The sequence below is a fragment of the Brevibacillus sp. WF146 genome (assembly GCF_001673705.2).
Lineage (GTDB): Bacteria > Bacillota > Bacilli > Brevibacillales > Brevibacillaceae > Brevibacillus > Brevibacillus thermoruber.
The window spans coordinates 1,082,037-1,108,646 of sequence record NZ_CP109943.1; the positions used below are offsets into that span (position 1 = coordinate 1,082,037).

The 26,610-nt window shown below is 60.7% G+C and carries 25 protein-coding genes and 1 riboswitch; of the genes, 14 read left to right on the forward strand and 11 right to left on the reverse strand.

The genetic code is table 11. From position 1 onward, the window contains the following. The first annotated feature begins 134 nt into the window (after positions 1 to 134). Positions 135 to 1,337: a branched-chain amino acid ABC transporter substrate-binding protein gene (locus tag A6764_RS05285; RefSeq protein ID WP_044897432.1), complete on the forward strand. Its 1,203-nt coding sequence runs from the start codon at positions 135 to 137 to the stop codon at positions 1,335 to 1,337. A gap of 112 nt (positions 1,338 to 1,449) precedes the next feature. Here A6764_RS05285 and A6764_RS05290 read toward each other — a convergent pair whose 3' ends face one another. Together A6764_RS05290 and adh are read right to left on the reverse strand one after the other, a co-directional pair. Continuing rightward, positions 1,450 to 1,824, reverse strand: a complete 375-nt coding sequence (locus A6764_RS05290; RefSeq protein WP_029098460.1) for a DUF779 domain-containing protein — start codon at positions 1,822 to 1,824, stop codon at positions 1,450 to 1,452. Between the two features lie 7 nt (positions 1,825 to 1,831). Further along, complete coding sequence (gene adh / locus A6764_RS05295; RefSeq protein ID WP_065067152.1) at positions 1,832 to 3,352, reverse strand: aldehyde dehydrogenase; 1,521 nt, start codon at positions 3,350 to 3,352, stop codon at positions 1,832 to 1,834. A 223-nt stretch (positions 3,353 to 3,575) separates the two neighbouring features. Between adh and A6764_RS05300 the strand changes: the two genes are divergently transcribed. Beyond that, positions 3,576 to 5,363: a sigma-54-dependent Fis family transcriptional regulator gene (locus tag A6764_RS05300; protein ID WP_065067151.1), complete on the forward strand. Its 1,788-nt coding sequence runs from the start codon at positions 3,576 to 3,578 to the stop codon at positions 5,361 to 5,363. 97 nt (positions 5,364 to 5,460) lie between these two features. Beyond that, positions 5,461 to 5,721 carry a metal-sensitive transcriptional regulator gene (locus A6764_RS05305; RefSeq protein WP_029098462.1) on the forward strand — a complete coding sequence of 87 codons (261 nt, stop codon included), beginning with the start codon at positions 5,461 to 5,463 and terminating at the stop codon, positions 5,719 to 5,721. A gap of 323 nt (positions 5,722 to 6,044) precedes the next feature. On the opposite strand, the gene A6764_RS05310 is transcribed toward A6764_RS05305, so the two are convergent. Further along, the gene (locus A6764_RS05310) at positions 6,045 to 7,346 is read right to left on the reverse strand and encodes an amidohydrolase (RefSeq protein WP_065067149.1); all 1,302 of its coding nucleotides are present in this window, start codon (positions 7,344 to 7,346) and stop codon (positions 6,045 to 6,047) included. Positions 7,347 to 7,414: 68 nt separating this feature from the next. Beyond that, positions 7,415 to 7,636 (reverse strand): hypothetical protein, encoded by a 222-nt coding sequence (locus tag A6764_RS05315; RefSeq protein WP_029098465.1) that lies wholly within the window; start codon positions 7,634 to 7,636, stop codon positions 7,415 to 7,417. On the opposite strand from A6764_RS05315, the gene A6764_RS05320 reads away from it, so the two are divergent. Continuing rightward, positions 7,635 to 8,837, forward strand: coding sequence for a M20 metallopeptidase family protein (locus tag A6764_RS05320; protein ID WP_065067148.1), 1,203 nt, complete (start codon positions 7,635 to 7,637; stop codon positions 8,835 to 8,837). The genes A6764_RS05315 and A6764_RS05320 overlap by 2 nt on opposite strands. A 171-nt stretch (positions 8,838 to 9,008) precedes the next feature. Here A6764_RS05320 and A6764_RS05325 read toward each other — a convergent pair whose 3' ends face one another. Continuing rightward, positions 9,009 to 9,278, reverse strand: a complete 270-nt coding sequence (locus A6764_RS05325) for a hypothetical protein (protein WP_065067147.1) — start codon at positions 9,276 to 9,278, stop codon at positions 9,009 to 9,011. Positions 9,279 to 9,480: 202 nt separating this feature from the next. Here A6764_RS05325 and A6764_RS05330 point away from each other — a divergent pair, with 202 nt between their 5' ends. Beyond that, complete coding sequence (locus tag A6764_RS05330) at positions 9,481 to 10,422, forward strand: NAD(P)-dependent oxidoreductase (protein WP_255309682.1); 942 nt, start codon at positions 9,481 to 9,483, stop codon at positions 10,420 to 10,422. Between the two features lie 192 nt (positions 10,423 to 10,614). Here A6764_RS05330 and queF read toward each other — a convergent pair whose 3' ends face one another. Genes queF through queC form a run of 4 tightly spaced genes read right to left on the reverse strand, consistent with a single transcriptional unit; the run spans position 10,615 to position 13,037 of the window. Beyond that, positions 10,615 to 11,112, reverse strand: a complete 498-nt coding sequence (gene queF / locus A6764_RS05335; protein ID WP_044897399.1) for a preQ(1) synthase — start codon at positions 11,110 to 11,112, stop codon at positions 10,615 to 10,617. A 40-nt stretch (positions 11,113 to 11,152) separates the two neighbouring features. Then, a complete protein-coding gene (gene queE, locus A6764_RS05340) occupies positions 11,153 to 11,881 on the reverse strand; it encodes a 7-carboxy-7-deazaguanine synthase QueE (protein ID WP_264622437.1) in 729 nt (242 codons plus the stop codon). Next, a complete protein-coding gene (gene queD, locus A6764_RS05345; protein ID WP_029098471.1) occupies positions 11,878 to 12,366 on the reverse strand; it encodes a 6-carboxytetrahydropterin synthase QueD in 489 nt (162 codons plus the stop codon). Before queD ends, queE begins: the two co-directional genes overlap by 4 nt. Further along, positions 12,366 to 13,037, reverse strand: coding sequence for a 7-cyano-7-deazaguanine synthase QueC (gene queC / locus A6764_RS05350; protein ID WP_255309680.1), 672 nt, complete (start codon positions 13,035 to 13,037; stop codon positions 12,366 to 12,368). The genes queD and queC overlap by 1 nt, the downstream gene beginning before the upstream one ends. 82 nt (positions 13,038 to 13,119) lie before the next feature. Then, positions 13,120 to 13,163, reverse strand: a riboswitch (PreQ1 riboswitch). A gap of 172 nt (positions 13,164 to 13,335) precedes the next feature. Here queC and A6764_RS05355 point away from each other — a divergent pair. The 7 genes from A6764_RS05355 (at position 13,336) to A6764_RS05385 (ending at position 22,229) form a co-directional block, all read left to right on the forward strand. Beyond that, on the forward strand, positions 13,336 to 14,046 hold the full coding sequence (locus tag A6764_RS05355) for a copper homeostasis protein CutC (RefSeq protein ID WP_065067146.1): 711 nt from the start codon (positions 13,336 to 13,338) through the stop codon (positions 14,044 to 14,046). A gap of 781 nt (positions 14,047 to 14,827) precedes the next feature. Further along, entirely contained in the window at positions 14,828 to 16,027 is a 1,200-nt protein-coding gene (locus A6764_RS05360; protein WP_319800803.1) for a galactokinase, read from the forward strand. Between the two features lie 51 nt (positions 16,028 to 16,078). Continuing rightward, positions 16,079 to 17,077 carry a galactose-1-phosphate uridylyltransferase gene (gene galT / locus A6764_RS05365; protein WP_065067145.1) on the forward strand — a complete coding sequence of 333 codons (999 nt, stop codon included), beginning with the start codon at positions 16,079 to 16,081 and terminating at the stop codon, positions 17,075 to 17,077. After that, positions 17,077 to 18,072, forward strand: a complete 996-nt coding sequence (galE, locus tag A6764_RS05370; protein ID WP_065067144.1) for a UDP-glucose 4-epimerase GalE — start codon at positions 17,077 to 17,079, stop codon at positions 18,070 to 18,072. The genes galT and galE overlap by 1 nt, the downstream gene beginning before the upstream one ends. A 29-nt stretch (positions 18,073 to 18,101) precedes the next feature. Then, entirely contained in the window at positions 18,102 to 19,817 is a 1,716-nt protein-coding gene (locus A6764_RS05375) for a phospho-sugar mutase (protein ID WP_264622438.1), read from the forward strand. Further along, positions 19,795 to 20,892 (forward strand): M24 family metallopeptidase, encoded by a 1,098-nt coding sequence (locus A6764_RS05380; RefSeq protein ID WP_218059929.1) that lies wholly within the window; start codon positions 19,795 to 19,797, stop codon positions 20,890 to 20,892. The genes A6764_RS05375 and A6764_RS05380 overlap by 23 nt, the downstream gene beginning before the upstream one ends. Before the next feature lie 110 nt (positions 20,893 to 21,002). Next, entirely contained in the window at positions 21,003 to 22,229 is a 1,227-nt protein-coding gene (locus A6764_RS05385; protein ID WP_065067140.1) for an ROK family transcriptional regulator, read from the forward strand. A gap of 138 nt (positions 22,230 to 22,367) precedes the next feature. Here the strand turns inward: A6764_RS05385 and A6764_RS05390 are convergent, their stop codons facing one another. Next, positions 22,368 to 23,684: an MFS transporter gene (locus tag A6764_RS05390; RefSeq protein ID WP_065067139.1), complete on the reverse strand. Its 1,317-nt coding sequence runs from the start codon at positions 23,682 to 23,684 to the stop codon at positions 22,368 to 22,370. Positions 23,685 to 23,969: 285 nt separating this feature from the next. On the opposite strand from A6764_RS05390, the gene A6764_RS05395 reads away from it, so the two are divergent. Beyond that, positions 23,970 to 25,598 (forward strand): long-chain fatty acid--CoA ligase, encoded by a 1,629-nt coding sequence (locus A6764_RS05395; protein WP_029098481.1) that lies wholly within the window; start codon positions 23,970 to 23,972, stop codon positions 25,596 to 25,598. Positions 25,599 to 25,854: 256 nt separating this feature from the next. Continuing rightward, positions 25,855 to 26,097 carry a biotin/lipoyl-containing protein gene (locus A6764_RS05400; RefSeq protein WP_255309678.1) on the forward strand — a complete coding sequence of 81 codons (243 nt, stop codon included), beginning with the start codon at positions 25,855 to 25,857 and terminating at the stop codon, positions 26,095 to 26,097. Between the two features lie 22 nt (positions 26,098 to 26,119). On the opposite strand, the gene A6764_RS05405 is transcribed toward A6764_RS05400, so the two are convergent. Then, positions 26,120 to 26,452: a DUF3870 domain-containing protein gene (locus A6764_RS05405; RefSeq protein WP_029098487.1), complete on the reverse strand. Its 333-nt coding sequence runs from the start codon at positions 26,450 to 26,452 to the stop codon at positions 26,120 to 26,122. Positions 26,453 to 26,610: the final 158 nt, after the last annotated feature.

The window sequence follows — 26,610 nt, forward strand, 5'->3', positions numbered from 1 at the left end:
TTCGCATAAATGATTGGACATGTTGTCAGAACATGAACCTTATATTTTCTCATATATTTAAATTCATAGAATTATTCGACATATAAAACAAGGGGGCAAGAATCGTGAGACTCAAAAAACGCGCGTCCATCCTCATGCCGCTGCTTCTCGCTGCCGTCTCCATCGCCGGCTGTAACTCGCAAGGCTCATCGTCCGGACAAACAGGACAAGCCGGACAAGCCGGGGAGGCCGCCAGCGCGGGGAGCGGTTCGTCGGCCACCGCCAAGATTTTGATTGCGACCCAAAGCCCCCTGTCCGGCTCCCAGTCGGCGATCGGCGACTCGATCAAGACAGGGGCGGAGTACGCCTTGCGATTGCAGCAGGACGAGTTCAAACAGATGGGATTTGACCTGCAGTTGTTTCCGCAGGACGACCAGGCCGATCCGAAAATCGGCGTGACCAACGCGGAGATGCTGGTCTCCAACCCGGATGTCCTCGGCGTGGTCGGCCATTTCAACACCGGCGTGGCCATTCCCGCCTCCGTGAAGTACGAGACAGGCAGCCTGGTGATGGTCTCGCCGGCCAACAGCGGCGTGCAGTTGACGGAGGAAGGCAAAAAGACCGTGCACCGGATCTGTGCCCGCGACGACGCGCAGGGGCCCAAAGGAGCCAAGTACGCCAAGGAAACGCTCGGGGTCAAATCCGTCTTCCTGCTTCACGACAAAACAGCGTACGGGCAGGGGCTCGTCGACCAGGTGAAAGCCCAGTTCGAAAAGGACGGCGTGCAGGTGTTGGGCTATGAAGGCGTCAATCAGGGGGAGAAGGACTACAACTTCGTGATCAACCAGGTGGTGGCGAAAAACCCTGACCTGATCTATTTCGGCGGAATCTACCCGGAGGCCGGGATTCTCGTCAAGCAGGCGCGGGAAAAAGGCTTCAAGGGGGTATTCATGGGCGGCGACGGCATCGACTCCCCCGACTTGATCAAGATCGCCGGACCCGAGGCGGCAGAGGGCGTGGTGTTCACCTCGCTGGCAGGGGACGTGAAGCAGACGGAAGAGGGACGGAAATGGGCGGAGGAGTACGAAAAGACGATGGGGAAAAAGCCGGAAACCTACTCCGTCTACGCCTTTGACTCCATGAACGTGATCCTCAACGGCATCAAGCAGGCGATCAAGGCCAACGGCGGGCAAAAGCCGACCCGCGAGCAGGTGCTGGAGGCGGTCCACAAGACGAAGGATTTTCAAGGGCAGTTCGTCAAAGTCTCATTTGACGCCAAAGGGGACAACCAATACGCCGACGTGTTCATTTACAAGTACGAGAAAGACAAGACGACCTTCCTGGGCAAGATCGAGTAACAAGGAGAGCGGCCGATGTTCAGCGGAACATCGGCCTTTTTCCTGCCCGGGGCGGCTCCCTGCTCCCGGAGGAAGACGATCAGCCCGGATCGCGGTGATCCGGGCTGCGTGCTCAGCGGTTCCATTCGTCTTGAAGCTGCTGATACTCCTCGGGGGTAAACAGGCTGGAGCGGGTGAGAAAGCGCACCCCTTCCGGCCCTTCCAGCGAAAACATGCCGCCGCGCCCTTCCACGACGTCGATGACGAGCCGTGTGTGCTTCCAGTATTCGTACTGGGCCCGGCTCATGTAGAACGGACATCCGCCGATTTCGCCCAACAGGACGTCGCTGTCTCCAATCAGAAATTCCCCCGCCGGATAGCACATCGGCGAACTGCCGTCGCAGCAGCCGCCCGATTGGTGAAACATCAGCGGGCCGTACTTGGCTTTAAGCCGTTCGATCAGCGCCAGCGCGGCGTCGGTAGCCAGCACCTTCTGCACGTCGGCCATTGCCTTTTCAAAAGAAGCCCAGCGCGTCGGGACTGTAGCTGACGAGCAGGTTTTTCGTCTGCTGGTAGTGATCCAGCATCATCTTGTGCGTTTCCCGGCCGATGCCGGACAGCTTGTACCCGCCGAACGCGGCGTGGGCGGGGTAGGTGTGGTAGCAGTTGGTCCAGACGCGCCCGGCCTGAATGCCCCGGCCCATGCGGAAAGCCGTGTTGATGTCCCGCGACCAGACGCCGGCGCCGAGCCCGTACAGCGTGTCATTGGCGATGGACAGCGCCTCTTCTTCGCTGGCAAACGTGGTCACGGCCACCACCGGGCCGAAGATTTCCTCCTGGAAAATGCGCATCTTGTTGTTCCCCTTGAAGACGGTCGGCTGGATGTAGTAGCCGTTTTCCAGGCCGCCGCCGAGTGCCTGCCGCTCTCCGCCGATCAGGAGTTCCGCGCCTTCCTGCTTGCCGATTTCGATGTAGGAGAGGATTTTCTCCACCTGTTCGGTAGAGGCCTGCGCGCCGATCATCGTCTCCGTGTCCAGCGGATTTCCCTGTTTGATCGCCTTGACGCGGGCCAGCGCTTTTTCCATGAACGGCTCGTAGATCGATTCGTGGATCAGGGCGCGGGACGGGCACGTGCACACTTCCCCCTGGTTGAGCGCAAACAGCACGAACCCTTCGATCGCCTTGTTCAAAAACGCGTCGTCCCTGGCAAAGACGTCGGGGAAGAAGATGTTGGGCGACTTGCCGCCCAGCTCCAGCGTGACGGGGATGATGTTCTGGGACGCGTACTGCATGATCAGGCGGCCTGTCGTCGTCTCCCCGGTAAAGGCGATCTTGGCGATCCGGCTGTTGGAGGCGAGCGGCTTCCCGGCTTCCAGCCCGAAGCCGTTGACGACGTTCAGCACGCCCGGGGGCAGGAGATCGCCGATCAGCTCCAGGAGGACCAGGATGGAAGCGGGCGTCTGTTCGGCCGGCTTCAGCACGACGCAGTTGCCCGCGGCCAGCGCCGGCGCCAGCTTCCAGGCGGCCATCAGCAGCGGGAAGTTCCACGGAATGATCTGGCCGACGACGCCGAGCGGTTCGTGGAAATGGTAGGCGACGGTGTGGGCGTCGATCTCCGACAGCGTTCCCTCCTGCGCGCGGATGCAGCCGGCGAAGTAGCGGAAATGGTCGATCGCCAGCGGTATGTCGGCGGCCAGGGTTTCGCGGATGGGCTTGCCGTTGTCCCAGGTCTCCGCCACCGCCAGCATCTCCAGGTTGGCCTCCATCCGGTCGGCGATCCGGTTGAGCACGCGGGCGCGCTCCGCTGCAGACGTCCGGCCCCACGCCTCCTTGGCGGCATGGGCGGCATCCAGCGCCAGTTCGATGTCCTCGGCGGTGGAGCGGGGCACTTCGCAAAAGACCTGGCCGTTGACGGGGGAAACGTTGTCAAAGTACTCCCCTTTTACAGGCGGGACCCATTGGCCGCCAATGTAGTTTCCGTAGCGTTTCTTGAACGTCACCTTCGCGCCGTCCTGTCCGGGTTGCGCATAGATCATGGAAAACGCCTCCTTATTGATTTTTTTTAATGGCTGCTGCCTCTTTCCATGTGCAAGGAAGATGCCAACCCCATAACCGGCGTCGTTTTCGGGCGAAATGCGGAACCATGCTTCGTCCGCCTGTGCCGGGATGGAACAGCGGTGCTCCAAAACGGAACATTTATAAGATTCGGACGGTTGTGGTACGATAGAGGTACGAAACGATCGGAAAGGAGGCCTCTTCATGTCCTTTCAGGTTTCTCTGTCAGACTGTCCGCCTGATGTTTCCCTTTCGTGGAAGCGCTCTCATGAACGCGGTCTCAAACCGGATGACAAAGCGGATGACCAAATCATTACCGGCACGCTGATCAAGGAATTGATCGACCGGCACCGCTCCCTGGTCAACCATGCCGAAACGGTCTTTTCCAGGCTGTATCCGGTCATCCGGCAGTTCGGCTGCGTCGTCTTTTTGACCGACCGGGAAGGGACGATCCTGTATGCCAGCGGCGATGCCGATTTTGCCAGCCGCGCCGCCCAAGTGCAGCTTCAGGTGGGCGCCAACTGGCACGAATCGAGAAAAGGAACGAACGCCATCGGGGTGGCCATCGAGGAGAAGAGGCCGGCGCTCGTCCGGGGAAGCGAGCATTATTTTGTGGAAAACCGCTTTCTCACCTGCGCTTCGGCCCCCTTGTACGGCAAGAGTGGGGACTTTCTCGGCGTCATCAACATCAGCGGTCTGCACGACCGGTTTCAACCGGTGTTTGCGACCTTTGCGCCGCTTGCCGCCGAACTGCTGCAAAACCGCTTCATGATCGAGGAGATGGAAAAGGAGCAGTTGATCACGCTGCGGCATCTGGAGGCGGTCTCTGACCGCCATCCGCTGCCGCTGCTCACGCTGGACGCCGACCGGCGCGTGACCGGAGCCAACCGGGCGGCTCTCCGCCTCCTGGGAGAAGATTGCCTCGGCCAAGCGTTTTCGCCCCCGCCCCACTTCCAGGTGATTCCGATCAAGGACGAGACACAGCGGGTCTACCGCTCCGTCGCGATCGGGACAAGCCCGGCCAGGGAAAAGACCGTCCGGCAGGAGCAGGGCCTGTATACCTTTGCCGACATCTACGGGGAGTGTCCGGCCATCCTCCGGGCCAAGGACCTTGCCCGAAAGGCGGCGGGGAGCCCGCTGGCCGTCCTGATCACCGGAGAGAGCGGGACCGGCAAGGAGCTGTTCGCCCAGGCGATCCACGCGGCCAGCGGACGGGGGCCGTTTGTGGCGGTCAACTGCAGCGCCATCCCCGACACCCTGATCGAGAGCGAACTGTTCGGATACGAGAAAGGGGCGTTTACCGGGGCGCAGAAAGAAGGGAGTCCGGGCAAGTTTCTTGCGGCCAACGGGGGAACGATCTTTCTCGACGAGATCGGGGACATGTCCCTCCGCGCACAGGCGGCGCTGCTCCGGGTGCTGCAGGAAAAAACGGTCACGCCCGTGGGCAGTGCCGTCGCCAAACAGGTGGACGTCCGCGTCATCGCCGCCACGCACCGGAACCTGCCGGCTGAGGTGCAGGCCGGCCGTTTTCGGGCAGATCTGTACTACCGGCTAAAGGGCATTACCCTGCATCTGCCCGCCCTGCGAGAGCGCAGCGATCTCCGACAACTGGCCGGCCACCTTCTGCGCAAGCATGCGGACACTCCGGCGGAGCTCTCCCCGGAAGCGCTGGACAAGCTGTGCAGGCATACCTGGCCCGGCAATATCCGGGAACTGTTGGCCGTGCTGCAGCAGGCGTCGTTTCTGGCGGAGGGCGCCGTCATCAGGCCGGAGCACGTGATGCTTGACGATCCCGGCGAGAGGGAGGACACGCCGTCTTCGCTGCGGCGGCACGAGCGGAAAGCGATCGAGGAGGCACTGCTGGCGACCCGCGGCAACATCTCCCAAGCGGCCCGGCTGCTGCACATCGGCCGCAACACGCTGTACCGGAAGATCAAAGGCTACGGCATCCGGCTGGGCACGGAAGCGGACAAAGGGCGCTCGCGGATTTGACAGCCTCCTTCCTTCCTGTCTACTATATACCCATCGGGGTACGTGAACGGGGTGATCCGTCCGTCCGCCGATCGGCAGAGGAAGAGGAGGCATGGCCATGAAGTACGGAGATCACGTGAAAAACCGCTTGAAGCGCGTCGAGGGTCAGGTCAGGGGCGTCCTCGGCATGATCGAAGCGGACAAGGACTGCAAGGAAGTGGTGGGGCAGCTCACCGCCATCCGCTCCGCCGTGGACAAGGCGATCGCCGTCATCGTCGCGGAAAATCTGGCGGAATGCATCAAACACGAGCTGGCCGAGGGCAGGGAAACGGACCAGATCGTGGAGGAGGCCGTCCGGCTGCTGGTGAAGAGCAGGTAAGCCCCTTGACGGCAGACAGGAAAGAGAACGGTGAAAAGGCGGGCTTCCCCTCCCCTGAAAGAAAGGGTTCGGCAGCGGTTGTCGCTTGGCCGAACCCTTCCTTGGGGGTGGGGGACGTCCGTTTTTTGCTTTTTGGGGCAAACGGGGGCCTGCCCCTCCACTTCGATCACCTGCAATCTGCGCCTATTGAAATGGAGCGCTTCTTCTTTGCGGCAGGCCAGTTGCAGCATGTTCCGGATGGTCATGCGGTCCTGAAACTCCAGGCCCACGTCGCAGATGATCCGGACGGAGTCATACGGACCCAACCACTCCCTTCCGCGTAATCACCGATCCCCGGCGCACAGGGCGCAGAGGGCAAGCGTTTGTACGCCGATGCCCAGCACCCGTTCGTCGATGTCGAACTTTTCGTTGTGGTGGCCGGCCGCCAGCGTCGTGCCGAAAACCAGGTAGGAAGCGAGACCGCCGCGCTGTTTGACCCGCTCCATCATGTACGTGGCGTCCTCGGAGCCGGACGCGTTCCGGGTGTCGACGATGCTGGTGACGCCGGCCACCTTGGAAGCCTGGGCGCGGATGTAGGGGAGCAGCTCCGGACTGGGGGAACTGCTGTCCGCTTTTCCGACGATGTCGATCTCCGCCTGTACGCCGTACATCGCGGCGGCGCCGTGAATCACGTCCATGGCCCTGGACAGGATGTACTCGTTTACTTCGCTCGTGTCGCCGCGCGTCTCCAGTTTGAACGCGGCGTGGTTGGGAATGATGTTTCGCCCGCTGCCGGCATGCAGCACACCGACGTTGATCCGCGAGTTGCCGCCGCTGTGGCGGGAGATGGCATGGAGATTAAGCACGGCGGAAGCGGCGGCCAACAGCGCGTTTTTGCCGTCTTCGGGATGCCCGCCCGCATGGGAGGCGACGCCTCTGTAGGTGACGTCGATCTTGGTCGTGGCGAGGTAGCCGTCAGCGCCGCAGACCACTTCCCCCAGCGGAACGCCGGTGCCGACGTGGCAGGCGAAGAAGAGATCGACGTCATCGACGACGCCCGCTTCCACCATGGACCTGGCTCCGCGCACGCCTTCCTCCGAGGGTTGAAAGATCAGCTTCACCCGGCCGCGCAGGTCGTCTTTCATCCGGCTCAGCACATAGGCCAGGCCAAGCCCGATCGCCGTGTGGGCGTCATGGCCGCAGGCGTGCATCATGTTTGCGTTGACGGAGGCAAACCCTTCCGCCGCGGGCAGGTGGTCGGGATCGGCTGACTCCTGCAGGTCGAGCGCGTCCATGTCCACGCGAAACGCGACGGTGGGACCGGGACGGCCCGAATCGAGAATCCCGACAACGCCCGTAAATCCCCCGGACAAACGGGGAAGCCACTCGGCGACGGCCCCTTGCGACAGCGCCCGCTGTTCCTGCTGCCGCAAAAACGCCTCCGAAGGCACGCCCATGCGCGCTTCCGGCTTGATGACCTCGCGTCCCGCCTTCACCTCGAATCCCCATTCCTGCAGGGTGCTGGCGACGATGCTGGCGGTGCGAAACTCCACCCACCCCGATTCGGCGTAGCGGTGAAAATCGCGGCGCCACTTCAGCAGCGTGGGGGACAGTTCTTCCACAATCGAGTGCACACGTTTCTCCATGATTCTTCTCCTTCAATCCGGGTCATGATCCGTTTCTTTTGGGAATAATGTAAGAATTATGCCAATAATTATTTGCTGTTCGCTTTTTTTCGGCCAGTTCCTTCTCCATCATCAATCATTTCCAAATTGACACGATATTCATAATATTCTATAGTCTTGGGGTAGCGTCCAACAACCACGCGCCGAATGAAAACATCATCCTCGACGACTACGTCCAGGGGATCAAGCACATTGCCGCCATACTGGAGGCATTCGCCCACGAGGCGTAACAAAGGAGGCGTCCACTTCATGGAACAGATTCCCGTCTTGTATCAACGTTCGGACATTCTCGCCAAAGCCGGCGCGCTGAGAGAGCAGGCGGCTGCCTGGCGGCGCGACTTCCATCGGCATCCGGAGCTGAGCTTCGAGGAAGTGCGCACGTCGGAGATCGTCGCCCGCCACCTGCAGCAGTTGGGATTGGAGGTGAGGCGCGGAGTGGGGCGCACCGGCGTGGTGGGCGTGCTCAGGGTCGAACAGCCCGGGCCGGTCATCGGACTGCGCGCCGACATGGATGCCCTGCCGATCCAGGACCAAAAGGAAGCGGCGTATCGATCGACGGTGCCGGGCAAGATGCACGCCTGCGGACACGATGCCCACACCAGCATGCTGATGGGGGCGGCCCAGTTTCTTTCCCAGGTGGAGCGGCCGCCGAGAGGTACGGTCGTTTTTGTCTTCCAGCCGGCCGAAGAAGATGGCGGTGGGGCCAACGTGATGATCGAGGACGGGCTGCTGCGCGACTACGGTATCGAGGCGATGGCCGGGCTGCACGTCTTTCCCGGCGTGTCCGTCGGGGAGGTGACGGCGGTGCGCGGGGTGGGCTGTGCCGCTGCCGACACCATCCGCATCACGATCATCGGCCGGGGCGGACACGCCGCCCATCCCCATCTGGCCGTCGACTCGGTGGCAGTCGCGGCGGAGGTGATCTCCGCCCTGCAGCAGATCGCCAGCCGGCAGGTGGACCCGCTCGATCCGATCGTCATCACCATCGGCAAAATCCAGGGGGGCACTGCCAGCAACGTGATTGCGCCCCAGGTGGAACTCCTGGGGACGGTGCGCACCCTGAATCCCGCTTTGCGGGAACAGATGCCGGCGCGAATCGAACAGGTGGTGAGCGGCGTGACCTCGGCGATGGGAGCCGCGTACGCGTTTGACTACGAGTTCGGCTATCCCTCCATCATCAACGACGACAGGATGGTGGATCTGGTGCTGGAGACGGCGGAGCAGGTACTCGGTCCGGGCCGGTGCCGGCTGGTGAAACCGTCGATGGGCGGAGAGGACTTTTCGTATTACACGCATCACGTGCCCGGCGTCTTTTTCCGCCTCGGCGTGGGCAATCCGGAGAAACTGACGCCGTATCCGCTGCACCACCCGCTGTTTGACATTGACGAGGACGCGCTGCCGGTCGGCATTGCCATGCTGTCGGCGCTGGCGCTGAACTACCTCGGGCGCTGACCGGGTGCCAATGATCGGCTGCCCGGCTGTGACCCGCTGCACAATAAGGTGCGTGCCACATGACCGGCTTTGACATCCACGACCACCACAACACCTCTGCGGAAGCCGTACGATGAAAGCAGGAGCGAATAGCGAAAAAACAGCGTCCTTTCGCCGGAAGGAACGCTGTTTTTACCGGATGAACGCCAGGATGGAAGACAGCTCCTCCTGCAGCTTTTCCATCTCCGTGCGGTTCAACAGGAGCGGCAGCATGCCTGTGGAGATGACCAGCGAATCCTGGCCGCTGTTGATCACCCTTGTCAGCAGCTCGTACACGTCTTCCACCTGCCGGGTGTCCCATACGGAATGCGTTGGGATGCTTTTTATTTCGGTGACGGTAAACTCGTGAGCGTCCGGGTCCGCTTCGCCCGAAATCATGGAACCGGCGATGAACTGGTTCATTGGATGGATTCCTCCTGTCATGGTCAACCTTGCCATACCCGTTAGGCTTTCCAGTCTGCCCCGTTTTTAACGGATTGGCCTCCTGCCGTGATCACTCTCCGGCAGCTCGCGGGACCCTTTGCGTTGTAGGGAAACCCGCACCGGGCTTCGGTTTTGAATCAACGGCGTGCAGGATTTTGGGCGGCGGCAGGAGAAGTTCCCTCTGTGTGAAACAAGCAGCCATCAGTGGAAGGGAGCGGAAACGATGACAGTGCAGAAGGAAGACGTGGTGATCGGGTTTGTCGGCACCGGCGTCATGGGGAAAAGCATGGCGTCCCATTTGATGAAGGCGGGTTACCGCGTGCTCGTGTACAACCGGACCAAAGCAAAGGCGGAGGAGCTGATCGCGCAGGGGGCGACGTGGATGGACCGGGTGTCCGATCTGGCTGCGGCGGCGCGGGTGATCATCACCATGGTCGGCTATCCGAAAGACGTGGAAGAGATCTATCTGGGGACGGACGGCATCGTTCACCATGCCAAGCCCGGCGCCTACCTGATCGACATGACCACGTCCAAGCCGTCCCTCGCCCGGACGATTTACGAAGAGGCGAAAAAGCGCTCGCTCTTTGCCTTGGACGCGCCGGTCTCCGGCGGTGACGTGGGGGCGCGGGAAGCGCGTCTGACCATCATGGTGGGCGGCGACGAGGACGCCTACGCAGCAGTGGAGCCGATCTTGCGGGTGATGGGCACCAACGTGATCCGGCAGGGCGGACCCGGCGCCGGCCAGCACACCAAAATGTGCAACCAGATCGCCATCGCCACCAACATGATCGGCGTCTGCGAAGCGATCGCGTACGCGAAAAAAGCGGGACTGGACCCGTCCCGCGTGCTGCAGAGCATCGAGGCGGGAGCGGCGGGAAGCTGGTCGCTCAGCAACCTGGCGCCGCGGATGATCGCCGGCAATTTCGCCCCCGGCTTTTACGTGAAGCACTTCATCAAAGACATGACCATCGCGCTGGAAGCGGCCAAGGAGATGGGGCTGATGACCCCCGGTTTGGAGCTTTCCAAATCGCTGTACGAGGAACTGGCCGCGCAGGGCGAGGAGAACAGCGGCACCCAGGCGCTGATCAAATGGTTTGACAAGGAGTTCGCGGCGTCCGTGTGACGAAGCGAGGGCAGACGCGGCGTATCGGCACATGGAAGCAGGACCGGCCCGTCCCGGGAGCAGTCCCCGGCGGGCACGGTCGCGTTTCGACAAACAAAATGCCAGACGATCGGCTCGTCTGGCATCTTTTTTTGGCGGGACGAGGTGTGCCGGTGGCGTCGTGAATGCGTCTTGGCTTCGCCTGTCCGCTCGTCAGCGGTTGTCCACCTTTTCCGGATACATGTCGTGATTCATCAGGCGGTACTCCGCCATCTTCTCGTACTTGGTGCCCGGTCTGCCGTAGTTGCAGTACGGATCGATGGAGATTCCGCCGCGCGGGGTGAACTTGCCCCACACCTCGATGTATTTCGGGTCCATCAGCTTGATCAGGTCGTTCATGATGATGTTGACGCAGTCCTCGTGGAAGTCGCCGTGGTTGCGGAAGCTGAACAGGTACAGCTTCAGCGACTTGCTCTCCACCATTTTTTTGTCCGGGATGTAGCTGATGTAGATGGTGGCAAAGTCGGGCTGTCCGGTAATCGGACACAGGCTGGTGAACTCCGGACAGTTGAATTTGACAAAGTAGTCGCGGTACGGATGCTTGTTGTCAAACGTCTCCAGCACATCGGGATCGTAGGTGTAGCTGTATTTCGTCTGCTGGTTGCCCAGCAGCGTGAGCGAAGAAAGATCTCGTTCCTGACGGTTATCCATGCAATATTCCCCCGTTTCGTTTGAAAAACGTGCCATTCAGTCAGACGCCCCGCTTGTTGCCCCACACCAGCGCGTGAAGCTGGGGCAGCACTTTGACGTCGTTCATGTCGGCTGCGGCCATCGTCCGCTCGATCAGCCATTCGTAGGCCGCCAGCAGGCGGTCCCGCAGACCGGCGAGATCGGCCTGCGCCACGTCGTCGTTCCCCGCCTGCAGAAAAAAGGGAACGCGCGGATACCGCTGATGCACCTGGCGGGCGTAGTCAAAATCGGCTTCGTCAAACACGACGACCTTCAGACTGGTGCGCACATCGCCGGTTCGGCCGGACAGCGCGTGCACCATCGCATCCAGCGCGGCGAAGTCGGTGGTCATCCCGGAACTGGGCGGTTTGGGCGAAATCGTCACGTCGTCGACCAGCAGCAGCCAATCCTGCCACCGGCTGCCCTGCGTCTCGACGGCCGTCCGGATGTTTTGCTCCCGCAGCAGCCGGACGAGCTGCCCGACGTTGGCGATCAGCGCCGGATTGCCGCCCGAGATGGTGACGTGGGAAAAGCGGTCCTGCCCGATCCGGCGCAGTTCCTGCCAGATTTCCTCCGGCGTCATCTGCCGGATTTCGCCTGCGGCCGAGCCGTCCCAGGTAAAGGCGGAGTCGCACCAGCGGCAGCGGTAGTCGCAGCCGGCGGTGCGCACAAACATCGTTTTCTGGCCGATCACCATGCCTTCTCCCTGAATGGTGGGGCCGAAGATTTCCAGCACCGGAATGGTGTTCACTCGTACATCCACTCCCGTCTCGCCTCGGCGTAGCTGGTCGGCGTCTCGTACAGGCGGACAAACTCCACGCGGGCGCCGTCGTACCGGTCGCGGTACGCTTCCGAGCAAAGCTGCGCCTCCATCTGCTCGAACAGCCAGACCACCATGTTTTCCGCCGTGGTGTTCATCGGGGGAAGCATCTCGTTCAGGTAGCGGTGGTCCAGGTACACTTCGATGTGCCGCTTCCAGATCTCCTTGATGTCGCCGAAATCAATGACGATGCCGATCTCATTCGGATAGCCGCTGATGCCGAAGACCACCTTGTAGGTGTGGCCGTGCAGGTTTTTGCACTTTCCTTCGTAGGCGTGCAGGTGGTGAGCGGCGTCAAAGGTGAACTCCTTGCTGACCAGCACCCGCTTGCGATGGTAGCGAAGCTGTTCTTTCTGAATCTCTTTGCCCAGCGTTTGCAGGCGGTCGACAATGCGGAAGTCAAAAAAACCGCTCATCAGGCCTTCACCTCCCCGCGTTCCCGCAGGTAGGCCTCCAGGCCGGCTTTCCGCAAGGTGCAGGCGGGGCATTCGCCGCAGCCGTCTCCCTTGATGCCGTTGTAGCAGGTGAGCGTTTTTTCGCGGATAAAGTCAAACGCGCCCAATTCGTCGGCCAGTTTCCAGGTCTCCGCCTTGTTCAGCCACATGAGCGGCGTGTGGATGACGAAGGGATAATCCATCGCCAGGTTGAGCGTGACGTTCAGCGACTTGATAAACGCGTCGCGGCAGTCGGGATACCCGCTGAAGTCCGTTTCGCACACGCCGGTGACCAGGTGGCGGGCTCCCCGCTGTTTCGCGAAGACGGCGGCAAACGACAAGAACAGCAGATTGCGGCCGTCCACGAATGTGGAGGGAAGCTGGCCGTCTTCCTGGGCGATCGGAATGTCGGTTCGGGTCAGCGCGTTGGGCGCCAGTTGATTGAGCAGGCTCATGTCCAATACCGTGTGTTCTACACCCAATTCCCCGGCAATCTGCCGGGCGCATTCGATCTCCAGTTTGTGCCGTTGCTGATAGTCAAACGTGATGGCGGCCACGTCGCCAAACTGCTTGCGCGCCCAGAACAGGCAGGTCGTGCTGTCCTGGCCGCCGCTGAAGACGACGACGGCTTTTTCCTGTTTCATGCTCTCCATCTCCTTTGCGTTGTGGTGGAAGAAAGAGAGTTCTTGAACCGAATCCTGCAAAAAAAACAAAACAATACCAAGGGTACTGTTTTTCACCTTAGTTTTTTATAGAGGGAGTTCGCGAACCTCTCCCATGCGTGCGCATGGATTTTCCGGTATGCAGTTGTCAGGCGGTATGGGCATGGCTATTCTGATTATACACTATTTTTGCCGCCAGCGCGGACTGCCGTTATTTGGCTGGCCCACATCAGTCCGACAAGCTGCGGCCGGTTTACCATGGAGAACACGAGAGAACGGAGGAAGCGCGATGGTGTTGGAAGTTATTGCGACAACGGTGGAGGACGCCAAACGGGCGGAGCGGGGAGGAGCGGATCGGATCGAGCTGATCAGCGGCATCCTGGAAGGGGGCGTGACGCCCAGCTACGGTCTGATCGACGCGGTGGTCAAGGCCGTCTCCATTCCGGTCAACGTCATGGTGAGACCGCACAGCCAGTCGTTTTGCTACACGGCCGACGATCTGCGGGTGATGCGCGAAGACATCCGCGCCATCCGCGAGAGCGGCGCGGCGGGCATCGTCCTCGGCATCCTGACGCCGCAGGGAAGGGTGGATACGGCAGCGCTGGAGGAGCTGCTGGCCGAAGCGGAAGGGCTGGACGTCACGTTCCACCGCGCCTTTGACGAGGCGGCCGACCAACTGGAAGCGGCCCGCGTGCTGCTTCACTATCCGCAGGTGCGGCGGATTCTCACATCCGGGGGGCAGCAAAGCGCGCTGGACGGGGCGGAGCGGATTGCCGAACTGGTGCGGATGACCGCGGGAACGCATCTGTCCATCATGGCGGGCAGCGGCCTGACGCTGACGACGATGGCCGATGTGATCCGCTCCACCGGCGTGGCCGAGGTCCATTTCGGCACCGGCGTGCGCGAAGACGGCCAGGCGCTGAAGCCTGTGGACGAGGCGAAGGTGGCGGCGGTGAAAGCGGCGCTGAAAACGCTGGTGATGGAACGGCCCGGCCATTGAGCCGGGAGCGAATGACGACAGCAGCGGCAGAAGCGTAATGATTGATCACGAAAAGAAAGCGGTGCGACTCCATCAGCCGGAGTTGCCCGCAGGCAAAACGTTTATGGCAGCCAAGGAGCTGATGAGGATATATGAAGAAAAGAGTCTTTATCCTTTGTGGAGTGTTCATCATCCTATTGTACGTAAGCCTTTATGTTTACAAGGTGGTCAACGTCCCCACGTATTCGTTAGAACACGACGTAAAAGTGGTAGTTTTACATGGCACTGAATATTCCATCAGTAAGGTAACGATCAATGGTGATGTTTACTACTCGGATATCCGCTGATCCAGCCGCCTTTACGTTTGGAAAACTGATTGGGCAGACACAACATGGCGAACGGATTTATGAAGTGAAGAATGACAAATCAAAAGTAATGATTACGTCTTTCATGAGTCCGCAGCTTATCTACACAAAAGACAAAAGGTACTGAGATAGGCGCATGAACCCCCTCGCCGAAAACGAGTGATTCCTCAGGTGTGAAAGCCCCCTAGAAAAGGACAGTTATCTGAACGTGATTGAAGACCGATTCACGGCATGTCACTAACAAAAAAATTCCGAAAAATCAATGATTGAGAATCAGCTTTGAGCGTATTATTATTTAATTAATTTAATAAAGTATGTTTCCCACTCTCCATGGCCCTGCCGGTTGGCAGTCGGAAAAGCAAGGGTTGACGTTGGCAAGCATCTGGAAACGCAAGGGCTGCCGCCGGCATATTGCCGGCGAGAGGGGAAAGGAAAGGGTGGTGTTCGTGGAGATCTACGAGCGGCTGCAGGCGAGATTTCGCGAGGAGTTTGGCGTACGGGAAGACGTCCGCATCTTCTTTGCGCCGGGGCGGGTCAATTTGATCGGGGAGCATACCGATTACAACGGGGGCTATGTGTTTCCCGCCGCCCTCACGTACGGTACCTGGGCGCTGGCCGCTCCCCGGCAGGACGGCGTGTACCGGTTTGCCTCCGTCAATTTTCCCGGGAAAACCTCGTGCGAAGCGGCCCGCATCGTCTACAGGGCGGAAGACGGATGGGCCAATTATCCGAAGGGCGTTCTGCATGAACTGGCGGCGCTGCCGGAATGCTCCCCGCTGCTAAAGGGGGCGGATCTGCTGTTTTTCGGGAACATTCCCAACGGCGCGGGACTGTCGTCTTCGGCCTCCGTCGAATTGGCGTCCGCTGCGGCCGTGACCGCCCTGGCCGGGATCGACGTGCCGATGGTGGAGCTGGTCAAACTGGCGCAGCGGGCGGAAAACCGCTTCGTCGGGGTGCGCTGCGGGATCATGGATCAATTCGCGGTCGGGATGGGGAAAAAGGACCATGCCATCATGCTGAAATGCGACACGCTGGCTTACGAATACGTGCCTTTTCGCATCGACGGATACAAGCTGGTGATCGCCAACTCCAACAAGCGGCGGGCCTTGACCGATTCCACGTACAACGAACGCCGCCGGGAGTGCGAGGAAGGACTGCGCGAACTGCAGAAGCGTCTGCCGCATCTCCGCTCGCTGGGCGATCTTTCCGGCGACGAGTGGCGGCAGGTTTGCACGGCACTCCCCAACGGCGTGATTCGCAGGCGGGTGGAGCATGTTGTCGCTGAAAACGAACGGGTCATCCAGGCGGCGCAATGCCTGGCGGCCGGCGATTTGCACGCGTTCGGCCGCCTGATGAAAGCCTCGCATGAATCGCTGCGCGACCTGTACGAAGTGACCGGGTTCGAACTGGATGCACTGTTCGAAGCGGCGGCACAGGCCGACGGCTGCATCGGCACCCGCATGACGGGGGCGGGGTTCGGCGGCTGCACGGTCAGTCTGGTGAAGGCGGACGCCGTAGACGCGTTCAAGCGTCAGGCAGCCGAACATTATACGCGAGCGACCGGGCTGGTGCCCGACTTTTACGTGTGCGAGCTCGGAGACGGAGTGGGCGAAGTCGTTTTGCCCTCCTCCGTGTAACGTCAGCACATCATGCCGGAAGAGAAACGAGAGCAAGGAGGAATCTGGTCAATGGCTGAACTGCGCTACAATCCCCTTTTGCGCGACTGGACGATGGTGGCGTCCAACAGGCAGCACCGTCCGCACATGCCCAAGGATACCTGCCCGTTTTGCCCGGGCTCGGGCAGGGTGCCGGACCACTACGACGTGTACAAGTACGACAACGATTTTCCCGTGTTGACGCCCGATCCGCCGGAACCGGACCCGGTGCAGACCTCCCTGTACCGAACGGCGAAGTCGTACGGAAAGTGCGAGGTGATTCTGTACTCGCCCGACCACACGAAAACATTGCCGGAACTTTCCGTCGATCATATCGTCAAGCTGGTCGACCTGTGGGCGGAGCGTTTTGCCGAACTGGAAAAAGACCCTCTCCACCAGTACGTGTTGATTTTTGAAAACCGGGGCGAAGAATGCGGGGTCACCATGCCCCATCCGCACGGACAGATTTACGCCTACTCGAAAATGCCGCTGAAAATCAAGCAGGAGCTGGAAAGCTGCAGGCTTCACCATCAAGAGACAGGCAAGTGCCTGCTCTGCCAGATGAATGACGAGGAGAAAAACTTCGAACAGCGGGTCATCGTCGAGAACGACCACTTTCTCGCCTATCTGCCCTTTTTCACGGATTACCCGTACGGCGTGTTTGTCGTCAGCAAACAGCACAAGACGGCGATTACGGATTTCACCGCGGACGAGAAACGAAGCCTGGCCGCGATCCTCCGCGACACCACCGGGGCGATGGATCAACTGTTCGAGAAGCTGTTCCCGTACATGATGGTCATGCACCAACGCCCCGTCAACGGCGAAAACGTGGAGGACTACTACCATTTCCACATCGAGTTTTACACACCGCTGAGGGAGAAGGACAAAATCAAGTACTACGCGTCCTCGGAGATGGGGGCGTGGGCGGCGACCAATCCCCAGTCCGTGGAAGAGACGGCTCCCCGACTGCGGGAAGCGTACCGGCGGTTTTTGCAAAAAGAAGGGCGCCTGCCAGAGGGAGGCGGCGCGTGATGGCGATTCTGGTGACGGGCGGAACGGGGTACATCGGCAGTCACACCGTGGCGGAGCTTCTCGCCCACGGCGAAGAGGTGATCGTGGTGGACAACCTCCGCACGGGACACGAGCGGGCCGTGCTCGGCGGCACGTTGTACCGCGGAGACATTCGGGACCGGCAGTTTCTGGACGAAGTGTTCCGCGCCCATGAGATCGAAGCGGTGATCCACTTCGCGGCCAAATCGCTCGTCGGGGAGAGCGTCCGCGATCCGCTCGCCTATTACGACAACAACGTGATCGGAACCCATACCCTGGTGTCGGCGATGGTGGAGCACGGCGTCCGGAAGGCGGTCTTTTCGTCGACGGCGGCCGTCTACGGCGAACCCGAGCGCATCCCGATCCGGGAAGAAGACCCGACCGTTCCCGCCAATCCGTACGGCGAAACCAAACTGGCCATGGAAAAGATGTTCCGCTGGTGCGACCAGGCGTACGGACTGAAGTCGATCTCGCTGCGCTACTTCAACGCGGCCGGCGCCCACCCGGACGCGATCATCGGGGAAGACCACGAGCCGGAGAGCCACCTGATTCCGCTCGTCCTGCAGGTGGCGCTGGGACAGCGGGAGCAGATCGAGATGTTTGGCGACGACTACCTGACCGAAGACGGGACGTGCATTCGCGATTACGTGCACGTCATGGACCTGGCGAACGCCCACCGGCTCGCGCTGGACTATCTCCGCACGCACAACCGGAGCGATGTGTTCAACCTGGGGAACGGCACGGGCTTTTCCGTGAAACAGGTGATCGACACCGCGCGGAAAGTGACCGGCCATCCGATCCCCGCCAAAGTGAGCCCCCGGCGGGCGGGAGACCCGGCCGTATTGGTCGCTTCCGCCGACAAGGCGAAACGGCTGCTGAACTGGCATCCGCGCTGCCCCGAGCTGGAGACGATCATCGAGAGCGCATGGAACTGGCACCGCCGCTATCCGCGCGGCTACGCCGGTGTGGACCGGTAAATCGGGGGGAGAGGAGGGGCAGATGTGAAATGAACGCGAAGGCAGAATACGGACGCTGGCTTCGGCATGAAGAGCTGGATCCGGACTTGAGACGGGAACTGCTCCTGATCGAAGGAAACGAGCGTGAAATCGAAGATCGGTTTTACCGGTCGCTGACATTCGGCACCGGCGGGCTGCGCGGCGTTCTGGGGGCCGGCACCAACCGGATGAACCGCTACACGGTCCGCAAGGTGACCCAGGCCCTGGCCCGCTTCCTCGCCCGGCAGGGGGAAACCGCGATGCGGCGGGGAGTGGTCATCGCGTACGACTCCCGCCGGCAGTCTGCCGCATTTGCCCGGGAGGCGGCGCTGGTCCTGGCGGCCAACCGGGTAAAGGCGTACCTGTTTGAGGGAGTGCGCCCCACGCCCGAACTGTCCTTTGCCGTCCGCCATCTGGGGGCGGCCGCCGGGATCATGATCACGGCGAGCCACAATCCCCCCGAATACAACGGCTGCAAGCTGTACGGAGCCGACGGTGCCCAGATCACCGCCGGCGTGGCGGAGGCCATCTCGGACGAAATGGCGGACGTGGACGAACTGGCGGTACCGCTGGCGGACGCGGAGGCGGCGGTGTTACAGGGGCTGCTGGAAGAGGTCGGCGCGGCGGTGGACGAGGCGTATGCCGCCCGGCTGCGCACGTTGGCGTTCCAATCCCGGGAGAACAACGCGGACTACCGCGTCGTCTACACGCCGCTGCACGGAACGGGCAGCGTGCCGGTGCGGAGGGCCCTGTGTGACATCGGCTTCCGGCATGTGACCGTCGTACCGCAGCAGGAAGGGCCGGATGCTGATTTTCCGACGGTGGCCTCTCCCAATCCGGAAGACCCGGCGGTGTTCGCCTTGGCGATCGAGACGGCCGAAAAGGCGGGAGCCGACCTGGTCATGGCTACCGACCCCGATGCTGACCGCGTTGGCGTCGCGGTTCGGGACGGCAGCGGCTCATTCGTCTGCCTGACCGGCAACCAGTTGGGAGCGCTGCTGCTCGCCTACATCCTGTCCCAGCGGGCGGAACGACATGCGCTGCCCGGCAGCAGCGTGATCGTGAAAACGATCGTCACGTCGGAGATGGGGACCGCGATTGCCGCCCGGTACGGCGTGGAAACGGTGGAGACGCTGACCGGCTTCAAGCATATCGCGGAAGCCGTCAGGAGGTGGGAAGAGACGGGGGAAAAGACGTTCCTCTTTGGCTACGAGGAGAGCTGCGGCTATCTGATCGGCGACTTCTGCCGCGACAAGGACGCGGTCCAGGCGTGCATGCTGACGGCGGAGATGGCGGCCTACTACGCCAAACAGGGGCGGAGCCTGCATCAGGTGCTGCTGGAGCTGTATGAACAGGTAGGGTTCTATCAGGAAGATCTGGTTTCGTTCACGTGGAACGGCAGGGAGGGGGCGGAACGAATCCATCGGCTGATGGAGCATCTGCGCAAGCAGCCTCCGGAACGGGTGGGCGATGTTCCGGTAGCCGTACGCAAGGATTACCTGCCCGGAATCGAGGGGCTTCCTCCGGCCGACGTGATCAAAATCCTGCTCGCGGACGGTTCGTGGTTTGCGGCCCGTCCTTCCGGCACGGAGCCGAAGATCAAGTTTTACTTCGGCGTAAAGGGAACGGACCCGGCAGACGCGAGCGAACGGCTCAACCGCTTGAAAACGGACGTCCTGCAGTTCATCCAAAAGGCGGAAGGAAGTGACCGATGCCATGCCCTCTGACGCGGCGGTAGCGAAAATACGGGCGTTTCTGAAAGCGCGAAAGCTGGATGGGGTGCTGCTCCGCACACGGGCCAATTTCGCCTGGGCGACCGGGGGAGGAGACAACCACATTGTCAGCACGACGGCGTTGGGCGTGGCGGACCTGCTGATCCTGTCCGACCGCATTTACTGCATTACATCGCGGATGGAAGCCGCCCGCATCCGTGACGAGGAGATGGCCGATTTCGGCTGCGAGTTCGTCACGCCTGAATGGTACGAGGGGAACGATGCCGCCATCCTGCAGTTGTGCGCGGGAAAAGCGGTGGGTGCCGACGTGTGGTTCCACCACCTGCCCAATGTGGCGAACGAACTGGCGCAGGTCCGGTACACGCTGACGGAGGAGGAGATGGAGCGCTACCGCCGGCTGGGGCGAACGGCGGCAAAAGCGCTCGAGGCCGCCTGCCGGGAGCTGCAGCGGGGGTGGACGGAGCACGAAATCGCCGCCCATCTCGCGGCCAAGGTGATGAGAGAAGGAATCAACCCGCAGGTGCTGTTGGTCGCCACGGACGAGCGGATTTACCGCTATCGGCACCCGATTCCTACGGACAAGAGGCTGGACCGCTACGCCATGCTCGTGTTGTGCGCGGAAAAGGGGGGACTGGTGGCGAACGCCACCCGTTTTGTCCATTTCGGTGACCTGCCGCCCGCCTTGGAAGAAAACAAGCGGAAGCTGGCGGAGATCGAGATCGCGATGATTGCGGCGACAAGGCCGGGAGCGAAGATGGCCGACATCCTGCAGCGGGGGATCGAAGCGTACGAACGGGTAGGGTACCCGGACGACTGGCGGCTGCTGCACCAGGGAGGGCCGAGCGGCTACGCTTCCCGTGAATTGCTCGTGGTGCCGGGAGGAGAAGGCGTTGTCCAGGCGCAGCAGGCCTTCGCCTGGAATCCGGCCATCCGCGGCATCAAGATGGAAGATACCTTCCTCGTTCACGAAGCGGACATTGAATTCATCACGCACACGGGCGAATGGGTGTACATGGAGGCGGCAAGCGAGGGCCGGACCTACCTGCGGCCGGACATCCTGATCCGCTAGGCCGGGAAGCGGCGGAACAAACGACCGGACTGGCGCCGGACAGCGGCATGTGGTATCACTGGTGTGTGGGTTGCGCACATCGGGCACGCTGACGGAAAGGAGGGAAACGCATGGTCCGAGGCATGGCAGGAAGCTTTCAATTGATGAAATCGCTGAACAAGTCGCTGATCTTGAACGTCATCCGCACCGAAGGCCCCATTTCCCGCGCCGACATTGCGAAACGGACGCAGTTGACCGCTCCGACGGTCACGAACATTGTCGGCGAACTGCTGGAATCCGGCCTGGTGATCGAAAGCGATCTGGGCGCCTCAAGCGGCGGCCGCAAACCCATTTTGCTGCGCATCCATTCCCAGGCGTTTCAGGTCATCGGCATCGACGTGGGAGCGCGCGACATCAAGCTGGTGCTGACCAATTTGGACGCGGAGATTCTCGACTCGCTCCGGGTCAGCATGCCCGCCGACCTGTCCAACGAACGGCTGCTTGCGCTGTTGGCAGAGGCCGTCCGCGGCATCATGGACCGGAATCGGCTGAACAAAGCGTCCGTGATCGGCATTGGCGTGGGGATGCACGGGTTGGTCAACCCGGCCGAAGGGGTGTCGATCTACGCCCCCAACCTGAACCTGCGGAACATTCCGATTCGCGATTGGCTGCAGACAGCGTTTGCGCTGCCCGTCGAAGTGGAAAATGACGTGCGGGCCATGGCGCTGGGCGAAAGCTGGTTCGGCAGCGGCCGGGGAATCGATCACTTCGTCTGCGTCAATGTGGGGCGCGGTGTCGGGGCCGGGATTATTATCGACCGAAAGCTGTTTGACGGAACCACCCACACGGCCGGCGAGCTGGGGCACATCACCGTCGATCCCGAAGGACCGAAGTGCAGCTGCGGCAACTACGGCTGCCTGCAAGCCCTCGTCTCCGGTCCGGCGATCGCCAGCCGGGCCAAGGCGGAGATGCAGCGGGGCCGAACAAGCATCATCGCCGAACTGGCGGGCGGAGACGCGGATGCGATCACGGGCGAAACCGTCCATGCGGCCGCGCTGCAGGGGGACGCGCTGGCCATTGAGGTGCTGCAGGCTGCGGGCCGTTACCTGGGCATCGGGATCGCCGCCGTGATCAACTTCCTCAATCCGGCGCGGGTGATCATCGGCGGAGGAGTGGCCAAAGCGGGAGATTTTCTGCTGGAGGCGGTCAACGAGACGGTGCGCACCCGGGCGCTGCAGACGCCCGCGGAAGCCGCGTCCATCACGCTCTCCGGGCTGGGCGATCACGCCACGGCCATCGGCGCCGTCACGCTGGTGCTGAAAAAACTGTTCGCACCTGATTATGCAACGCCGATGTGACAGGGGAGACGGGCGCGCACGCCCCAAACGAAGGTGAGCCCTCGGCCTTGCCTGCCGGCAAAACCGAGGGCTCACTACGCTGATTGCACGACGTGATGGAGCAGCGTGAACTGCCGTGTACCGATGGTTCCCTGTCCGCTATTTTTTCCGGTTATGATTCAGTTCGGCTTCGATGCGGGAGATTTTCGAAGACTCGTCCATGCGCCAGTAGACGATAAAGCTCACGGCGATGCAGGCGGAGACGTAGAAGTAGAAGAGCGACTCTGTTCCGATGCTCTTCAGCCACAACGCGAGGAACTCCGCCGTCCCGCCGAACACCGCTACGGTGACGCCGTAGGGGAAGCCCACGCCAAGAGCACGGACTTCTGTCGGGAAGAGCTCGGCTTTCACGATCGCATTGATGGACGTGTAACCGGTTACAATGATGAGACCTGTCATCATCAGCAGGAAAGCGGCGACCGGGTTCGTCGTCTGCTCCATGAGCAGGAACAGCGGCACCGTCAGCAGCGTTCCCAGGATGCCGAAACCAATCAGCAGCGGGCGACGTCCGATCTTGTCAGACAGCAGGCCGGCGATCGGTTGAAGCACGACGAATACCAGCAGGGCAAAAAAGTTGATCCAACTGACGACCTCTTTGTCGAGGCCCACCGTATTCACCATGAATTTCTGCAAATACGTCGTGTAGGTGTAGAAGGCGACGGTTCCGCCGAGCGTCAGTCCGACCACGGTCAGTACCGCCTTGGGGTGTTTCATCAGAGCCCGAATGGTTCCGGCGCTCGCCCGGCTTTCGGAACCCATTTTGGAGAACTGCTCCGATTCGTCCATCGTGCGGCGCAGCCACAATACGGCCAATGCTCCGATAGCGCCGATCACGAAGGGAATGCGCCAGCCCCAGGACTTCATATCGGGTTCGCTGAGCACCTGCTGGAGGATGATCTGAACCCCCAGTGCCACCAACTGTCCGGCAACAAGCGTGACGTACTGGAAGCTCGAGTAGAAGCCGCGGCGGCCGCTGCTGGCCATCTCGGACAGGTACGTCGCCGAAGTTCCGTACTCGCCGCCCAGTGACAATCCCTGGAGCAGACGTGCAAAAATCAGAATGATGGGAGCCAGCACGCCAATGGTGCTGTAGCCGGGGGTACAGGCAATAATCAGCGAACCGCTGGCCATGATGGTAATGGAAAGCGTCAGCGCGGCACGGCGGCCATGGCGGTCAGCGTAGCGGCCCATCAGCAGGCTTCCGATCGGGCGCATCAGGAAGCCGACGGCGAAGATGGCCGCCGTGTTGAGCAGTTGGATGGTCGGGTCTCCCTTGGGGAAGAACTCCGCCGAGAAATACACGGCGAAAGCGGAATAGACGTACCAGTCGTACCATTCGATCAGGTTTCCGACCGACCCCTTGAAGATGTTGCTTGTGATACGTCGTCTCTGTGCGTGATCAATGGGTTGAGACATTGCTGCATCCTCCTCGTAAAGTGCCGGTGTTGGACGCTCCTGTATGGGCCTCGTCAACACTCGAAACATTTCGTCTATTCAAATTATACCATTTATCATTTCACAAAAGTAGATAAAATTTCATTTTAGTTAAACTATTCCGTCCGATCATATGATGATCTCCACTATTTTTTTTCGATTGTCCATTTCCGCCGTTTCCAGAAGGATTATGGTTGGGGAAAGAGTATAGAATAGTATATATATTCAAAACATACAAACAAATATTTGTGCAGGGGGTGTTGGCGCATGATGAATGTCCAGTTGACCATCGCGCCGTTGATGGAGAGGGCGGAACAATACTTTTCCAGGAAACAGGTGATCTCCCGAACGGCGACCGGGATGTATCGGTTTACGTATGAAGAGATCGGCAAACGAACGCGCCGGCTGGCGAGTGCCCTGGAAAAACTGGGCGTCAAACGCGGCGATCGCGTGGGGACACTGGCGTGGAATCACCATCGACATCTCGAGGCGTATTTCGCCATCCCGGGGATGGGAGCTGTGCTGCATACGATCAACATTCGTCTTTCCCCCGAACACATCACGTACATCATCAACCATGCAGAAGATCAGGTGCTTCTGATCGACGATGACCTGCTGCCGCTCATCGAGCGCTGCAAGGATCACCTCCATACGGTGAAGGCTTACATCCTCATGACGGATCACGACGAACTGCCCGCCTCCAGCCTCGAGCCTCTTTATTCGTATGAAGCGTTGCTGCAGGAGGGCGATCCCCACTATCAATACCCCACCGATATTCAGGAGAACGATCCTGCTGGTATGTGCTACACGTCAGCCACAACGGGGAAGCCGAAAGGAGTTGTGTACACGCACCGCGGCATTGTCCTGCACTGCATGGGAATTGGGCTGGCAGATTCCCTTGCGCTGTCCGAGTCCGATGTCTGCATGCCGGTCGTTCCCATGTTTCATGTAAACGCCTGGGGACTTCCGTTTGCCGCTGCGTGGTTTGGGACGACACAAGTGTTGCCCGGCCCGAGATTCACCCCGCAGATCCTGGCCGAATTGATCGAGTCCGAAAGGGTAACCGTTGCCGCAGGCGTTCCGACGATCTGGCTGGGGCTGTACCAGCAGCTTGAAAAGGGGCGCTACAACACCAGCAGCCTGCGCGGCATCGTCTGCGGCGGTTCCGCTGCGCCTAGAGGGTTGATCAAGGCGTTTGCGGAGCAGTTCAATATCCCCGTTCTGCATGCGTATGGCATGACCGAAACCAGCCCCCTTGTTACCGTTTCCCGCTTGAAAAGCTACCAGCAGGAGCTGCCGTTCGAAACCAAACTGGATCTGTACGCCAAACAGGGCATGGTGGTACCCGGGCTGGAAGTCAAGGTGGTCGGACCCCATGGCGAAGTGAAATGGGATGGAAAGGAAATGGGGGAACTGCTCGTCCGCGGACCGTGGATTGCCGACGAATATTACCGGGATGAACGAACCCGAGAGGCGTTTCAGGATGGTTGGCTGCATACAGGGGACGTGGCGACGATTGACGAAGAAGGGACCATCAAGCTGGTCGACCGGACGAAGGATTTGATCAAGAGCGGCGGCGAATGGATTTCTTCCGTCGATCTTGAAAACGCTCTCATGGCACACGAGGCCGTGCTGGAAGCGGCCTGCATCGGGGTTCCCCATCCGCAGTGGGACGAGCGGCCCGTGGCCTGCGTGGTGCCAAAGGAGGCCAGCAAGGACAAGGTGACCAAAGAAGAGCTGCTCGCGTACCTGGCTCCCCAGTTTCCCAAATGGTGGCTGCCGGATGACATCGTCTTCATGAGCGAGATTCCCAAGACAACCGTGGGAAAGTTCCTGAAACGGGCCTTGCGGGAACAATTCCGGCATCATTTCACGGCGCAAACGGATACCCGGTAACCGGCGCATATGCAAAACCAGCGGGAGCACGGCCGCCCGCTGGTTTTATTGCTCATTCATTGCCAATCCCGGAACTGTATCTTGTACCAGATTATGATGACTAGAATGAGAGAAGACGAAAAAGTAAGGAGCAGTTGATCGGGCTCAACCTGATGGAGCTGGAGCATGAAGGGACCTTTTTCGGCCAAGGTGCTGGGAGTGAGCCAATCCACCATCAGCCGAAAGTTTCAGGAAATCCAAGAGAAGATGAGTCGGGGTGAGCAGATTGGGCGTAACATATGACGTAATTTCCCCCTTTGCCGGCACGGTGGAACGCATCCGGTTCCGTAAGGGCGACAAGGTGGAAGAAGGAGAGGTCTTCTTCTCACTGGTCCAAGACGGCTTGTCGTTTGACATCTTGTCGCCGGTGACGGGGTATGCCGATTCGCTGGAAGTGGAGCGGGGGGACCGGGTGATCGCCGGCATGATTTTGGCGACCATCCGACAGACGGGAGACTAGAGGGAAGGGCAGACGCTCCCCTCTAGTCTTTTCCCTTGGCGGCGTGCAGCAGTTCGTATTGCGCGTGCAGGTCCTTCAGCGCCGCCACCAGGGCGTTGGCCGCCTTTCCCCGGTAGTGGGTCAGGAGGTGCTGAATCGGTTCGTCCACCCCGTCTTTCAGGCTGAACCCCCTGAGCAGCCGGCCGACAAAATCGCGGCCGTGCTCGGTCGCCAGTGTGCAGGAAGCCTCCACGATCACGCCGTATCGCTTGTCCACCTCGGCGGTAATCGTCAGGGAGTCAAACACGCTTTTGGCCGCCATCCCCTGCGGGAGCCTGGCGTGGCCGGCAATAAAGTACGTGTTGGGCAACGGCATGACTGCGCCACCTTTCTGCTAATGATCAACCACTTTACGTTTTGATGACTGGTTCGCAGCGCAAAGACCATATCCCTGCCCGGGGATACGGTCTTTTTTGCCGCGTCGATTCTTTCTTTTTGTCGAATCATTTTCCGTTCAAACGGCCAGAAAGGTCT

Bases quoted from the DNA above. Each gene is read 5' to 3' on its own strand.
- galT (WP_065067145.1), top strand. From the start codon at position 16,079: ATGGCTGAACTGCGCTACAATCCCCTTTTGCGCGACTGGACGATGGTG.
- A6764_RS05390 (WP_065067139.1), bottom strand. From the start codon at position 23,684: ATGTCTCAACCCATTGATCACGCACAGAGACGACGTATCACAAGCAAC.
- A6764_RS05315 (WP_029098465.1), bottom strand. From the start codon at position 7,636: ATGAAGTGGACGCCTCCTTTGTTACGCCTCGTGGGCGAATGCCTCCAG.
- queF (WP_044897399.1), bottom strand. From the start codon at position 11,112: ATGGATAACCGTCAGGAACGAGATCTTTCTTCGCTCACGCTGCTGGGC.
- A6764_RS05305 (WP_029098462.1), top strand. From the start codon at position 5,461: ATGAAGTACGGAGATCACGTGAAAAACCGCTTGAAGCGCGTCGAGGGT.
- adh (WP_065067152.1), bottom strand. From the start codon at position 3,352: ATGATCTATGCGCAACCCGGACAGGACGGCGCGAAGGTGACGTTCAAG.
- A6764_RS05325 (WP_065067147.1), bottom strand. From the start codon at position 9,278: ATGAACCAGTTCATCGCCGGTTCCATGATTTCGGGCGAAGCGGACCCG.
- A6764_RS05385 (WP_065067140.1), top strand. From the start codon at position 21,003: ATGGTCCGAGGCATGGCAGGAAGCTTTCAATTGATGAAATCGCTGAAC.
- A6764_RS05375 (WP_264622438.1), top strand. From the start codon at position 18,102: ATGAACGCGAAGGCAGAATACGGACGCTGGCTTCGGCATGAAGAGCTG.
- A6764_RS05355 (WP_065067146.1), top strand. From the start codon at position 13,336: ATGGTGTTGGAAGTTATTGCGACAACGGTGGAGGACGCCAAACGGGCG.
- A6764_RS05405 (WP_029098487.1), bottom strand. From the start codon at position 26,452: ATGCCGTTGCCCAACACGTACTTTATTGCCGGCCACGCCAGGCTCCCG.
- A6764_RS05290 (WP_029098460.1), bottom strand. From the start codon at position 1,824: ATGGCCGACGTGCAGAAGGTGCTGGCTACCGACGCCGCGCTGGCGCTG.
- A6764_RS05310 (WP_065067149.1), bottom strand. From the start codon at position 7,346: ATGGAGAAACGTGTGCACTCGATTGTGGAAGAACTGTCCCCCACGCTG.
- queD (WP_029098471.1), bottom strand. From the start codon at position 12,366: ATGAGCGGTTTTTTTGACTTCCGCATTGTCGACCGCCTGCAAACGCTG.
- A6764_RS05395 (WP_029098481.1), top strand. From the start codon at position 23,970: ATGATGAATGTCCAGTTGACCATCGCGCCGTTGATGGAGAGGGCGGAA.
- A6764_RS05320 (WP_065067148.1), top strand. From the start codon at position 7,635: ATGGAACAGATTCCCGTCTTGTATCAACGTTCGGACATTCTCGCCAAA.
- A6764_RS05285 (WP_044897432.1), top strand. From the start codon at position 135: ATGCCGCTGCTTCTCGCTGCCGTCTCCATCGCCGGCTGTAACTCGCAA.
- queC (WP_255309680.1), bottom strand. From the start codon at position 13,037: ATGGAGAGCATGAAACAGGAAAAAGCCGTCGTCGTCTTCAGCGGCGGC.
- A6764_RS05300 (WP_065067151.1), top strand. From the start codon at position 3,576: ATGTCCTTTCAGGTTTCTCTGTCAGACTGTCCGCCTGATGTTTCCCTT.
- galE (WP_065067144.1), top strand. From the start codon at position 17,077: ATGGCGATTCTGGTGACGGGCGGAACGGGGTACATCGGCAGTCACACC.